Below are 13,947 nucleotides of genomic sequence, written 5' to 3'. Positions count from 1 at the left end.
TCTATTTCATAGTATCCGATGGCACACGAACCCAACCTTCCATAAGGATTCGAGCACTTCGACTCATTATTGCTTTATCTACTGTCCAGCCATTCGATGACTGTGAAGCAACCGCCCCCACCTTCAATGTTCCAGAAGGGTGCCCAAACGTCACAGATTCTCGGTTGCCTCCGCCAGCAGCCAAATTTACGACGGTGCCGTCTACGCTTGCAGCGCAGGCGATGGCAACGGCCGCAGTGCCCATCATCGCATGGTGTAATTTCCCCATCGACAAGGCACGAGCTAATAGATCAACGCTGTTGGCCTCAATGGGCTTACCACTCGATGAAACGTAGTCTTTTGCAGACGACACAAAAGCCACTTTCGGTGTGTGCTGCCTAGTCGCGGCTTGATCAACCGAATCAATCAAGCCCATTTTTACCGCACCATGCGCTCGGATTATTTCAAACTTTTCAAGCCAAGCCTCATCACTGTTAATGTCATCTTGAAGTTCAGCACCTGATAAACCTAGTTCCTTGGCATCGATAAAAATTGTTGGGATACCCGCACTGATCATGGTCGCATTAAAGACACCTACATTTGGCACTTCTAGATCATCAATCAAGTTGCCCGTCGGGAACATCGAGCCATTGCTGTCACTAGGGTCAACAAACTCAACCGCGATCTCGGCAGCCGGAAATGTCACTCCGTCGAGCTCAAAATCACCCAACTCTTGCACTTCGCCGTCGACAATAGGGACGTTAGCGATAATGGTTTTTTGAATGTTTGCCTGCCAAATTCGAATTTTCGCGATACCGTTTTCGGGTATCCGCTCGTTATCAACCAACCCACTATGAATAGCGAAAGGTCCCACCGCAGCCGATAAGTTGCCGCAATTACCACTCCAATCGACAAAGGCCTTGTCGATTGAAACTTGCCCAAATAAATAGTCAATATCGTGATCATCACGGGTGCTTTTTGACACTATCACCGTTTTACTGGTGCTCGACGTCGCGCCTCCCATGCCATCAATCTGTTTTGCATAAGGATCTGGACTTCCTATTACGCGCATCAGTAACTTGTCTCGTGCTGCTCCTGGTTGCTGAGCTTCAAGAGGGAGATCCAACAAGCTGAAAAAGACCCCCTTACTAGTACCGCCACGCAGATAAGTCGCAGGAATTTTAATTTGTTTAATCATTCCTTTCCCCTTACTGTGCTAAGAAGTCTTGAGCAAATCGCTGTAACACGCCACCAGCAGAGTAGACTTTAACTTCATCTTCAGTATCCAAGCGGCAAGTCACTGGCACATCGAGTTTTTCCCCGTTGGTTCGGGTAATCACTAAAGCAAGATCACAACCCGCTTTGATATCGCCTACGACGTCGTACAGTTCCGTACCATCAAGCGCTAACGTATTGCGGTTGGTACCTTTTTTGAACTCAAGAGGTAGTACTCCCATCCCCACTAAATTGGTGCGGTGAATTCGTTCAAAACCCTCTGCCGCAATAGCTTCAACCCCGGCTAGGCGCACACCTTTTGCAGCCCAATCTCGCGAAGAACCTTGCCCATAATCAGCACCCGCTACAATGATTAACGGCTGTTTACGCGCCATATAGGTCTCAATGGCTTCCCACATTCTTGTGACTTTACCTTCCGGCTCAATACGAGCGAGAGATCCTTGAACGACCTGTTCATCCTCTTTAACCATCTCGTTGAACAATTTTGGATTCGCAAATGTCGCTCTTTGCGCGGTCAAGTGGTCACCACGATGGGTTGCATACGAGTTGTAGTCTTCTTCTGGCACGCCCATGCTTGTCAGATATTCGCCGGCAGCACTAGTGGCTAGAATCGCGTTCGATGGCGACAAGTGATCAGTGGTAATGTTGTCGCCCAATACTGCTAAAGGTCGCATTCCTCGCAACGTGCGTTTACCTGTCAACGCCCCTTCCCAGTATGGCGGTCTACGAATATAAGTGCTGCGTTCACGCCAGTCATAGAGTGGGCTTTTCGCTCTCTCGGCCTCATCCAGCTTGAACATTTGAATATACACTTGGTTAAATTGCTCAGGTTTCACATGTTGGCTAACTACAGCGTCGATCTCTTCGTCACTTGGCCAAATATCGTTGAGATAGATGGGGTTACCGGAAGCATCAAGACCAAGAGCATCGCGCTCAATATCAAAGCGAATGGTACCTGCTATCGCATATGCAACAACCAATGGCGGTGAGGCGAGAAACGCTTGTTTAGCGTAAGGGTGAATTCGCCCATCAAAGTTCCGGTTACCCGACAATACAGCAGTGGTGTAGAGATCGTTTTCAATGATCTCTTGCTGAATTTGTGGATCCAGCGCACCACTCATACCATTACACGTGGTACAAGCGTAGGCGACGATGCCAAACCCCAACTTTTCGAGTTCTGGTAACAATCCCGCTTCTTCTAGATACAGTTTGGCGACCTTGGAACCCGGTGCGAATGATGATTTCACCCACGGTTTGCGGAGTAGTCCTAACTCATTGGCTTTTTTGGCGATCAACCCTGCCGCCACAACATTTCTTGGATTACTGGTATTTGTACAGGAGGTAATAGCCGCAATGATAACAGCACCATCTGGCATCTTATCTTGCGTCTGCTCCCAAGGTACAGCAATACCCTGCTGGTTTAACTCAGCAGTTGGTAATCGGCGATGTGGGTTGGAGGGACCTGCTAAGGTTCTTTCAACTTTAGATAGGTCAAATTCAAGTACTCGTTCATATTGTGCACTTTCTAAAGCATTTGCCCAAAGCCCTGTTTGCTTAGCATAGTTTTCTACCAATTTAACTTGTTCATCATCGCGACCAGTAAGCTTCAGATAGTTAATAGTCTGCTCGTCAATGTAGAACATGCCAGCTGACGCGCCGTATTCTGGCGTCATATTTGAAATGGTGGCACGATCACCGATAGTCAGATGCTTAGTACCTTCACCAAAGAATTCCAAATAACTCGATACTACACGTTGAGCACGCAAGAACTCAGTTAACGCCAACACAATATCAGTGGCGGTAATACCGGGTTGACGCTGTCCAACAAGACGAACCCCGACAATATCTGGTAAGCGCATCATGGATGGTCGACCTAACATCACCGTTTCCGCCTCTAAACCACCAACGCCAATGGCAATAACACCAAGTGCATCAACGTGAGGCGTATGGCTATCTGTGCCGACGCAGGTATCGGGAAATGCCACGCCTTGCTTAGTTTGAACGACTGGCGACAACTTCTCTAAGTTGATTTGGTGCATAATTCCGTTACCGGCTGGTACTACACTAACGTTCTCAAAGGCGGTTTTACACCACTCGATAAAGTGGAATCGGTCTTCATTTCGACGCTCTTCTACGGCTCGATTCTTTTCAAACGCATCAGCCTCAAAGCCGGCATGCTCAACCGCCAATGAATGGTCAACAATCAGCTGAGTTTCAACAACAGGGTTGACGCTGGCCGGATCGCCGCCTTGATTAGCTATCGCGTCTCTCAATCCAGCTAAGTCCACCAAAGCAGTCTGCCCAAGAATGTCATGACAGACAACGCGGGCTGGATACCAAGGGAAGTCTTTATCTCGACGGCGATAAATAAGCTGAGACAAACACTCCTCTAGCTCTGACGGTTCGCAACGACGTACTAAATTCTCTGCCAAAACTCGAGACGTGTATGGCAAGTGCTGGTAGGCTCCTGGCTCTATGTCATCAACCGCAGCTTTGGCATCGTAATAGTCCAACTGCGAATTGGGGAGAGCTTTGCGATATTGGTAATTTATAGTTTGATTAGACATGCTCACATCCTTTCTAAACGCTCTTTTTTCTCTGCTTAGTTTTCACAGTTAGTCACGTTCGTTGATTTCCACCCACTCTCTTGCTTCTGGGCCTTCATAGTCCGCGCTTGGTCTAATAATTCGGTTATTTGCGCGCTGCTCATAAACGTGAGCAGCCCAACCTGTAAGTCGACTCATGACGAAAATAGGCGTGAACAGTTTGGTAGGAATATCCATAAAGTGGTAAGCCGATGCATGGAAAAAGTCAGCGTTACAGAACAAACCTTTTTCGCGTTTCATTACCGCTTCTACCCTTACCGAAACATCGTAAAGATAGGTATCGCCAACTTGTGTAGATAGCTCTTCTGACCAACGCTTAATGAGTGCATTACGCGGATCGCTCTCGCGATAAATAGCATGTCCAAAACCCATGATTTTATCTTTGTTGGCTAGCATCTGCATGATATTGGTTTCTGCTTCGTCCGCGCTGCGCCAATCTTGAATCATATCCATGGCGGCTTCGTTTGCTCCGCCGTGCAATGGACCACGTAAAGTGCCTATAGCTGCCGTGATGCAGGAATGAATATCGGACAAGGTTGACGCGCAAACACGAGCTGCAAAGGTCGAGGCATTAAATTCATGCTCGGCATAAAGAATTAACGAACAATGCATCACTTTTTTGTGAAGCTCAGATGGCGACTTATCAGTCAGCATTTTCAGGAAATAGCCCCCAATACAATCCTCTGACTGGTCCTTGGTATCAATACGCACGCCATCATGACTGTAGCGATACCAGTAACAGATAATCGCAGGAAATAGCGCAAGCATTCTCTCTGTCGCCGCTTCTTGTTGTGAGAAGTCTAGTTCTTGCTCTAAATTACCTAGCATCGAGCAACCCGTTCTCATCACATCCATCGGGTGAGCATCGGCGGGAATCAACTCCAGTGCCTTTTTCAAAGATTCAGGTAGGCCACGTAAGCCCACAAGAATGGTCTTATATTCATCGAGCTCTGTTTGATTAGGTAAATGGCCACGCAATAGTAAGTGCGCGACTTCTTCAAATTGTGCATTGTTGGCAAGATCGGTGATGTCGTAACCTCGGTAAGTGAGACCAGTCCCGGACTTACCTACTGTACATAACGCTGTCGTACCTGCACTTTGGCCTCGTAGACCTGCTCCACCTATGGCTGAATTAGGCATTTTGAACTCCTTTTCCCGCTTTTGTCCCTTTTGGGATCTCTTAACGCGGCATCATGTTATTGGATAAAGTTAGTAAATGGTTTTCTTGAGCTTCCGTTGTATTCCTAGGATTTGCTTTCGGTAAATAGTTGATCCAGTTTATCTTCGTAGCTGTGATAATTGAGATGTGCATAGAGCTCTGCACGAGTTTGCATTTGCTCGGTAAGCGCTTCTTGATTGCCAACACTTAGCAAATGCTGGTAGACATTCTCTGCTGCCTTGTTCATCGCTCTAAATGCAGATAGCGGGTAAAGGACCATATCGACGCCGACTTTTGCCAACTCGTCACAACCAAATAACGGGGTTTGCCCAAACTCGGTAATATTGGCAAGAATCGGAACATCTTTACCTGTAGCCTGATTCAAAGCCGTTTTGAATTGCTGATAGTGTTCAAGCGAGGTCATCGCCTCGGGGAATATCATGTCAGCACCCGCGTGAACACACGCAATCGCGCGTTCAATAGCCTTATCCATCCCTTCAACCGCCAGTGCATCGGTACGAGCCATAATGACAAAGCTAGCGTCAGTTTTGGCGTCTACCGCAGCTTTGACTCTATCTACCATTTCTTGCTGACTAACAATGGCTTTATTAGGGCGATGGCCACAACGCTTTTGAGCCACCTGATCTTCAATATGCACCGCTGCAGCCCCTGCTTTTTCCATCGCCTTAATCGTACGAGCAATGTTAAAAGCGCCGCCGAAGCCAGTATCAATGTCCACCAGCAAAGGCAAGTCACACGCATTTGTAATGCGCTCTACATCAACCAAGACGTCATTTAAGGTAGTAATACCTAGGTCAGGAACTCCATACGATGCGTTAGCAATGCCACCACCCGACAAGTAAATAGCTTGATGACCAACGTTTTTTGCCATCATGGCGCAGTAAGGATTTACCGTACCAACGACTTGAAGTGGGTTACCGTTAGTGACGGCGTCACGGAATAGTTGTCCCGGGGATACTGACATGATTGTCTCCTTGTTACTTTCCCTTATGTAACGCAGTGCCGGACATCTTTACTGCGTCATCTATAAATTGAATTAGCTGTCTAGGTTCTTTTCGATTAACGCCTTGCTTCGTGAAATGTGTCTTCTCATCAGCAGTTCTGCCAATTCAGGATCACGATTTTTAATCGCGTCTAAAATAAAAAGATGTTCCTTTAACGCTGCCTCAGGACGAGATTGTGTCCGAGGTGATTGATATCGATACATCCTCAACAAGTGGTAAAGCTCATTGCATAGCAAGTTTACTAATTGACTGTTTTGACTGGCTTTGATGATGCGGTAATGGAAGTCAAAATCACCATGCTGGTGGAAATAGGAAGCACCATCCACTTCGTCTATATGCTCTGAGTGTCGGTTTAACAGCGTTTCCAACTCACCAACTTCTTTATCACTGATGTTTTGTGCAGCCAGTCTCGCCGCCATTCCTTCTAGAGCTTCACGAACGGAGTACAACTCCACCAACTTATCTTGAGATAAGGTAATCACGCGCGCCCCTACATGAGGAATTCGTTCAATCAGTCCTAACCCTTCTAGGCGCATAATAGCCTCACGAAGAGGTCCACGGCTCACTTCAAAGCGTTTTGCTAGCTCTGGTTCAGAGATCTTGCTACCTGATTCAATTCTCCCTTCAACAATCTCTTCGATGAGCTGTTCTGTTAAATTTTCAGACTTGGTCGCTTCTTTTAACGGCGCGTCGTCATTCATTACTGGTTCTGCACTCATATCAACGCTCACCTTAGAATTTACTACATTGTTGACAGTTCTCATTACATGAACATTATTTAAGCAGCTTAATGCCATCAGATCAACAGGATTGTCGACAATGTAGACTAACGTCTAACTTAAAAACCAACGTGTGAACTTTATGAACAAAATTCACCCTATGTTCTTTATCCTCAATATCTGCACTTTATTGATGCATTTGTAACAAGTACGTAACCTTTAGCTAACCCATAGAGGTCAAGTCAGCATCCCTCTGCTGGCAGACAATAAAGTCAACATAAGGAACGTGAACATGTTTAAGGCACTAAAACCGACCCTAGCGGCATCGATTGTGGCAACTACTCTTTCTTTTGGTAGTTATGCTGCAGATCTAGAGAAGATTCATTTCTTAATTCCTGGGGGTGCTGGCGGCGGTTGGGATATGACAGCACGCGGAACAGGTGATGTCTTGGTAAAAGCAGATATTGTCGACAATGTTTCTTTTCAAAACCTGTCAGGTGGTGGCGGTGGTAAAGCAATTGCACACCTAATCGAAACCGCGCAGCGCCAAGAAGACACCTTAATGGTTAACTCTACTCCTATCGTTGTGCGTTCATTGACTGGTGTTTTCCCACAATCATTTAGAGACCTTACACCTGTTGCAGCAACTATTGCTGACTATGGCGCTATTGTTGCTCCAGCAGATTCTCCATACAACACATGGGAAGACGTAGTTGCTGACTTCAAAGAGAACCCTCGTAAAGTCAAAATTGCAGGAGGCTCAGCTCGAGGAAGCATGGACCACCTAGTCGTTGCGGCAGCATTTAAAGGCGAAGGCTTTGATGCGAAAAAGGTACGCTACATTGCCTACGATGCAGGTGGTAAAGCGATGGCCGCTCTTCTATCGGGCGAAACCCAGCTTCTGTCAACAGGTCTTGGTGAAGTGCTAGAAATGTCGAAGTCAGGTCAAGTCAAAGTACTTGCTGTTACTGCACCGAAGCGTCTCGAAGCAGCGCCGAATATTCCAACACTAACCGAGTATGGAAACGAAACTGTCTTTGCTAACTGGCGTGGTTTCTTCGCAGCTCCAGGGGCGAGTGAAGAGAAAGTCAAAGAGTGGACAGAAGCGTTGTCGAAAATGTACTCCACTGATGAATGGGCAGTAGTTCGTGACCGCAATGGTTGGATTGACAACTACAAACCTGATCAAGAGTTTTACCAATTCCTTGAAGACCAAGAAAAGCAGATGGGCGCGCTCATGACTGAACTTGGTTTCTTGAAACAGTAAGCAACACTAAGGAGGGATTTGCTGTTCCCTCCTCTTGCCAATATTTTGCCGTATATGAGACGCAGCTACGAATCCTTCAGTTTGTAATTGCTCTAGCAGTACTCCTTTGTTTATTGGGTAAAAAGACTGTGTCCTGAGTTCTCTTACCCACTTGGTCGACGCTCATCGATCCCTTGTATACGGCCTTTTCTCTTTTCTTTACCTGGAGTGAGTTATGTCAGATTTCACCTCTAAGCTGTTCACGAAAGAAAATCTACTTTCTCGTGATCGTGTAGGTGCGATGATATTTATGATCCTTTGCTTATGCTATGGATACCAGACATCGCTAATCCCAATGTTTCCTGGGGATGAGTACGAACCGTTCACCGCGAGAACGTTACCAAGCATATTAACCGTTGTTGGTATTGTGCTGTCGGTAATTCTTCTTGTCACCGGACAACCTAATGAAAAAAGCGGCGCCGTCACTGATTTCAATTGGAAACTACTGATTGGATTTTTGGTGTTAATGGCCGCATATGGGTTGGGACTAACCTATCTAGGATTTGTCCTCGCTACTGGTTTCTTCTTAATGATTGGGTTCTATTTACTTGGTGAACGTCGTAAGAGCATTTTACTTGGTGCTTCTTTTCCTTTTGTCATCGCTTTTTATCTCATGCTTACGCAAGGACTAGATATTTATCTAGAGCCTGGACTCATCTTCACTCTTTGGTAGGACACCATTATGTTAGACGGAATTTTACAAGGATTATCAACGGCAGTTATGCCGATGAACATCATGATGGTGATTGTCGGTTGTTTTGTCGGTACTTTTATCGGGATGCTTCCGGGTCTGGGCCCTATTTCAGCAATCGCCTTGATGATCCCTATTACTTACGGAGTGGATCCCTCTTCTGGCCTAATCCTGATGGCCGGTGTTTACTACGGCGCGGTATTCGGAGGTTCAACCTCATCCATTCTTATTAATGCTCCGGGCTGTTCATCAACTGTTGTTACCGCATTTGATGGTTACCCAATGGCACAGAAAGGCCAAGCAGGTAAAGCGTTAGCTCTCGCAGCCTACTCTTCTTTTACCGGCGGTACACTTTCTGCCATCATGTTGCTGTTCGCAGCCCCCGCCCTTGCCAAAGTTTCATTGAGTTTCCAGTCTTCGGACTACTTTGCGCTGATGCTACTTGGTTTATCTGCGGTTGCGGCATTCGCTGGCAAAGGTCAGGTTATTAAAGCGTGGATGATGGTTGTGCTGGGACTCATGCTATCAACAGTCGGTATCGATAAAGGTGTGGGTGTCGAGCGTTTTACCTTTGGCTTAACTGACTTAATGGACGGATTTAGTTTCCTATTACTTGCGATGGCAACCTTTGCTTTAGGTGAAACCTTGATGGGTATACTTAAGCCAGAAAAAGATACACGCCAAGACGAACAGCGCAAGATGAGCGATATAGGAAGCATGAAGATCACTAAAGAAGAAGTAAAAGAAGTGGCACCTGTCTCTATTCGTTCTTCTATCTTGGGCTTCTTTACCGGTGTCCTTCCAGGCGCAGGCGCAACCATTGCCGCTTTCCTTTCTTATGGTATGGAACGTAACCTTGCGCCTAAAGACAAAAAAGAAGAATTTGGCAAAGGAAGCATTCGTGGCTTGGTTGCACCAGAGTCAGCTAACAATGCAGCATCAAGTGGTTCGTTTGTTCCGCTATTGACGCTCGGTATCCCTGGCTCCGGTACAACTGCAATTATGTTAGGTGCACTGATCGCCTATGGTATTCAACCGGGTCCTCGACTATTCGTTGAACACCCAGACGTGTTTTGGTCAGTCATCATCTCTATGTACTTCGGTAACATCGTTCTAGTTATCTTAAACCTACCGTTGATTCCTTATATTTCTAAGCTACTAGCGGTACCAAGGACGGTATTGTTGCCGATGATCCTATTCTTCTCTATTACTGGGGTGTATTTGGTCTCGTTCAATACCATGGACGTGTTTATCATGCTGCTCGTAGCAATGGCAGCAATCGCACTAAGGCTAGCCAATTTCCCATTAGCTCCGTTACTACTTGGTTTTATTCTTGGCGGATTAATGGAGGAGAACTTAAGACGAGCACTGATGATCAGTGATGGTGAGCTAAGCTTCTTGTGGGAGCGCCCTATCACATTGACGTTTACTGTATTGGCTGTACTAGTACTTGTCGGACCCGCGTTGCTTTCGTTGGTTAAAAAATGGTTTTATCAACCCAAGAAAGTTGAATCTTAAGTTCAATATGAATTGATACTTACAGAGCCACTCTATTGAGTGGCTCTTATTTAATTAACAATTCTGGTCGATAATCGTGTAACGGTACTCGCCTTTTTCAGAGTCTGGTTGAGTAACAAGAAGAAAGCAGCCGCCCTCTTTCACAGCTTCAACATTGCGTATTTCTTTACCACCATAGATGACCAACTCACCACCGTCACTAGCACCATTCTGTTTGACATGAAAATTCATGTCTGTATCAAGAAATTGAGCGACGTTGTTTTTAGTATCCAGTTTCAAATGGCCATTGATTAAGTTTACTCTTTTACCATCAATTTTGACGGCTTTATCTCCATTGCGTTCAACGCCATTGATTACGGCCTTGCTATAAACCAATGAGTCCATACCTTTAACCGCAGCTTGAGCGCCTTTCAACACGCTTACTCGGGCATCACTGGTAAGATTTAAGAACCTTGGTGCGGCACTGACCGCTAAAATGCCAAGAATAACGATAACTACAACAAGTTCGATAAGCGTAAAGCCGTTACGTTTCATGAGGATTTTTCCTTTCTATTGGGCTGAGTTTATTGAATCAAGATCACGATTCGGCCGAATAGTACGAAAAAAGCCCTTTTGTAAAACAACAAAAGGGCTTTAGAAATCCTTTGAAAATCAGATTAAGAGATGATTAACGTATAACTTTACGATAACAGCGCTCTGGGCGTCCGACGGTGCCGTAATTCACGTCAGCTTCCAGCTCGCCATTACTAATAAGAAACTCCAAGTATCGCCTTGCTGTTGTTCTGCTCGCGCCAATCATTTCCCCCGCTTCATCGGCGGTAAATGGCTTATCTTCTTTAAACAATGCACGAATTTTCTCAAGAGTCACGCCATCAATCCCCTTGGGTAGTCGAAGCTCAACATTTTTCTCTGCGCTACTAGTTTGCATCATTTCGTCTACTAACGATTGATCCAAACCTTCCACATGATGCAGTTGCTCAGTACGTTTCTGGTACTTTTTCAATGCCGCCTCCAGCCGAGGAAACATAACAGGCTTTAATAAATAATCAATCACACCGCCACGCATCGCCTGTTGCAGAGTTTCAACATCACGTGCAGCAGTAATCAAAATAACATCACACTCTTGATTCAAACTCCGTAGCCAAGCCAATATTTCTATGCCTGTACCATCAGGCAAATAAACATCGAGCATCACTAGTTCGGGTTCTAATATTTCAAGCTGTATTTCAGCTTCGGCTTTTGATGTCGCCATTCCAACTACTTCAAAACCACCAATTTGCTCTAGGTATCGACGATGCAGTTCTGCGATTTTTAAATCGTCTTCTATTATCATGACTCGTGTTAAGTCACTCATGCTAATCCATCCTTAGGAATATATACCGTCACACGTGCGCCGATATCCTTGTTTTCTACTATTTCCAACTGTCCTTGGTATCTTTCAGTCAATTGTTTGACTAAAAACAATCCCACACCACGATTAGTGACTGATTTACTCGACACTCCGCGTTGCGTTAGCGATTTCACATCGAGATGCTTGGGTAAGCCACACCCCTTATCAATGACTTCTAAAATGATTTCATTACCAAAGTCACTCACCGACACTTCAACGTCTGACCGTTCTAACCGCTCATGAGGAGAGTGCGCAATAGCCGATAATGTTGCTTCAAACGCGTTATCAATTAAATTACCCAAAATGGTCACTAAGTCATCAGCATTTATCTCTTTTGGCAATGGTTCAAGTCGCGACTCATCTTCTACTTTTAATCCTAATCCCAGCTCACGTGCGCGCTCTGTTTTTCCAAGAAGCATACCGGCGATCAACGGGTCTTTAACGGTTTCTCGAAGGAACTCAATTAAGCTCTGATAGTGCTCAGTTTCTTGCCCAATGAGATGCTGCACCGCATCCAATTCCCTCATTTGTACCAATCCACTTATAGTGTTCAACTTGTTTCGATGTTCATGAGTCTGCGAACGTAACAGCTCGGCATAAGCTTTGGTTTGCGATAGCTGTTCAGTCAATTCCGAGATTTCATCGCGCAAACGAAAACTCGACACCGCACCAACGACTTTGCCATCAACAACAATGGGACTGCGATTGGCAACGATACGTTGTTGATTGAGATACAGCTCAATATCATTATCTGACTCTTGGCTTTCGATCAAACTTTGCAGGTCGGAGTTCGGTAATACCTGGTACAACGGTTTGTTCATAACACCCGATTTAGTTAACCCTAAGATCTCACACGCACTGGTATTAATCGAGCGTAATACCCCGTCGGAGTCAATGCTGATAACACCTTCCTTAATGGTGCTCATAGTGACGTCCAACTCGCCATAAAGACGACCGATCTCTTCTGGTTCAAAACCCAATAGTGCTTTTTGAAAACGACGTGAGATAAAGTAAGAAACAATCGCGTTCACAATGAGCACCAGTATTGCCATTCCAAGGAGGAACGCTAAATAGGGCTCAATACGGTCTTGGAGTCTATCCAATAAGTAGCCGACGGAAACAACACCTATGATATTGCCATCTTTATCAAATACCGCCGCTTTGCCTCGAACTGACTTTCCAAGAGATCCTTCTGCAAACGATACGTAGGTTTGACCATGAATCAGAGCTTGATCATTATCACCCCCTTTCATTGGCAACCCAATTCGTTCATCAATAGGATGGACTAAACGAATGCCTTGCTCGTCACCAATAACAATGAAGGCTGCCCCAATCATCTCAGTAAGTCCACGAAATCGGTTTTGCATTCGGGCAGACGTGTTCTGTTCAATCATATTGATAACAGCACTAGACTGCGCCAAGAATGTTGCGACGCCTTTGGCTTTTAGCCCCATTTCCTGCTCTTGGGACTGCTTGATGTAGCTAAATCCAGCTAATGATAAGACAAGCAACTGCAACAACCCCGAAACCGTCATAATTATGAGCATTCGGTGTCGAAAACTTATCTGGTTCCATTTCATGATAACTCTCCCTAATACCCATACTGTAACAGCGTTGTAACATACGAGCACTCAATTGGGTATCGAACTGTGAAGCACATAATTAATTTACGTAGAATCAGTCAAATAGACGACAAAAGTGCTCTTTGATTCCTACAATTAGAGTGTAAATATTCATGTCAGTTACATGCATATGCAACCGAATATCTGATTATGATCACATCACTTTTAGCTTATTTTTAGAACAATTCAGCCGTTATTCCGTATAGTAAAATTGTTATCTAAAAAGTACCTGAGTCTACTTGCTATTTGTCGACTCAAACGTAACTTTCAAGGTCACTTATAACTAGAAAATAATAAACGAAAACGCAGTAACCCTTGTGCAGAGCGCAAAATACAACGTAAGAAGGAACGTCGTTATGGAACGGGACTGTTTTGGAATTTGCCTTAATCGGGCGCTTCTGTCGAAAAATCGACGCGCTACATTTACCCACGTCAGAGCATATCAAGCGACAAACTCACAAGCATCGGAACTAGAACACGAGGTTTTGGTATCGTTCGCTTCACCACAAATGTCGGGCAGTGAAGTCTTAAAAGAACTGCTTCAAGCAAAAGACCTAATGTGGAGAGCTGGCTACGTTTGTCCATCAAATGATTAAAGTCGTTTGATTTCAAAAAAGCAACGGCACGTAATGTGAAGTTGCTTTTTTAGTATCAGTGACCAAAATATATCGTTTAGCTTCTAAATAACAGACACTT

12 protein-coding genes are annotated in these 13,947 nt (G+C 45.2%); 4 read left to right on the top strand and 8 right to left on the bottom strand.

Annotation, left to right across the window (positions count from 1 at the left end; translation table 11 throughout):
* Position 1: 1 nt before the first annotated feature.
* The 5 genes from prpF to L2W36_RS16115 form a co-directional block, all read right to left on the bottom strand.
* The gene (gene prpF, locus L2W36_RS16135) at positions 2–1,177 is read right to left on the bottom strand and encodes a 2-methylaconitate cis-trans isomerase PrpF (protein WP_006072423.1); all 1,176 of its coding nucleotides are present in this window, start codon (positions 1,175–1,177) and stop codon (positions 2–4) included.
* A gap of 10 nt (positions 1,178–1,187) precedes the next feature.
* Positions 1,188–3,782 (bottom strand): Fe/S-dependent 2-methylisocitrate dehydratase AcnD, encoded by a 2,595-nt coding sequence (gene acnD / locus L2W36_RS16130; RefSeq protein ID WP_236110601.1) that lies wholly within the window; start codon positions 3,780–3,782, stop codon positions 1,188–1,190.
* Between the two features lie 48 nt (positions 3,783–3,830).
* A complete protein-coding gene (gene prpC / locus L2W36_RS16125; protein ID WP_006072421.1) occupies positions 3,831–4,961 on the bottom strand; it encodes a bifunctional 2-methylcitrate synthase/citrate synthase in 1,131 nt (376 codons plus the stop codon).
* Positions 4,962–5,065: 104 nt separating this feature from the next.
* On the bottom strand, positions 5,066–5,965 hold the full coding sequence (gene prpB / locus L2W36_RS16120; protein ID WP_236110600.1) for a methylisocitrate lyase: 900 nt from the start codon (positions 5,963–5,965) through the stop codon (positions 5,066–5,068).
* A gap of 72 nt (positions 5,966–6,037) precedes the next feature.
* Positions 6,038–6,724 (bottom strand): GntR family transcriptional regulator, encoded by a 687-nt coding sequence (locus tag L2W36_RS16115; protein ID WP_006072419.1) that lies wholly within the window; start codon positions 6,722–6,724, stop codon positions 6,038–6,040.
* Positions 6,725–7,016: 292 nt separating this feature from the next.
* Between L2W36_RS16115 and L2W36_RS16110 the strand changes: the two genes are divergently transcribed.
* From L2W36_RS16110 to L2W36_RS16100, 3 genes are all read left to right on the top strand, one after another.
* Entirely contained in the window at positions 7,017–7,991 is a 975-nt protein-coding gene (locus L2W36_RS16110) for a tripartite tricarboxylate transporter substrate binding protein (protein WP_006072418.1), read from the top strand.
* A 214-nt stretch (positions 7,992–8,205) separates the two neighbouring features.
* Positions 8,206–8,703 carry a tripartite tricarboxylate transporter TctB family protein gene (locus L2W36_RS16105; RefSeq protein ID WP_006072416.1) on the top strand — a complete coding sequence of 166 codons (498 nt, stop codon included), beginning with the start codon at positions 8,206–8,208 and terminating at the stop codon, positions 8,701–8,703.
* A gap of 9 nt (positions 8,704–8,712) precedes the next feature.
* Entirely contained in the window at positions 8,713–10,239 is a 1,527-nt protein-coding gene (locus tag L2W36_RS16100; RefSeq protein WP_236110599.1) for a tripartite tricarboxylate transporter permease, read from the top strand.
* Between the two features lie 54 nt (positions 10,240–10,293).
* Here L2W36_RS16100 and L2W36_RS27445 read toward each other — a convergent pair whose 3' ends face one another.
* The 3 genes from L2W36_RS27445 to L2W36_RS16085 all read right to left on the bottom strand — a co-directional run bounded on the left by L2W36_RS27445 (position 10,294) and on the right by L2W36_RS16085 (position 13,209).
* Complete coding sequence (locus L2W36_RS27445; protein WP_270034426.1) at positions 10,294–10,773, bottom strand: type II secretion system protein; 480 nt, start codon at positions 10,771–10,773, stop codon at positions 10,294–10,296.
* A gap of 133 nt (positions 10,774–10,906) precedes the next feature.
* Positions 10,907–11,593, bottom strand: coding sequence for a response regulator (locus L2W36_RS16090; protein ID WP_006072411.1), 687 nt, complete (start codon positions 11,591–11,593; stop codon positions 10,907–10,909).
* Positions 11,590–13,209: an ATP-binding protein gene (locus L2W36_RS16085; protein ID WP_236110598.1), complete on the bottom strand. Its 1,620-nt coding sequence runs from the start codon at positions 13,207–13,209 to the stop codon at positions 11,590–11,592. Before L2W36_RS16085 ends, L2W36_RS16090 begins: the two co-directional genes overlap by 4 nt.
* Before the next feature lie 398 nt (positions 13,210–13,607).
* Between L2W36_RS16085 and L2W36_RS16080 the strand changes: the two genes are divergently transcribed.
* A complete protein-coding gene (locus L2W36_RS16080; RefSeq protein ID WP_031493599.1) occupies positions 13,608–13,847 on the top strand; it encodes a hypothetical protein in 240 nt (79 codons plus the stop codon).
* Positions 13,848–13,947 lie beyond the last annotated feature (100 nt).

The organism is Vibrio sp. McD22-P3 (genome assembly GCF_021568915.1).
GTDB lineage: Bacteria > Pseudomonadota > Gammaproteobacteria > Enterobacterales > Vibrionaceae > Vibrio > Vibrio mediterranei.
Note: the sequence above shows the minus strand (reverse complement) of the source record. Positions and strands in the feature narration are given on the sequence as shown.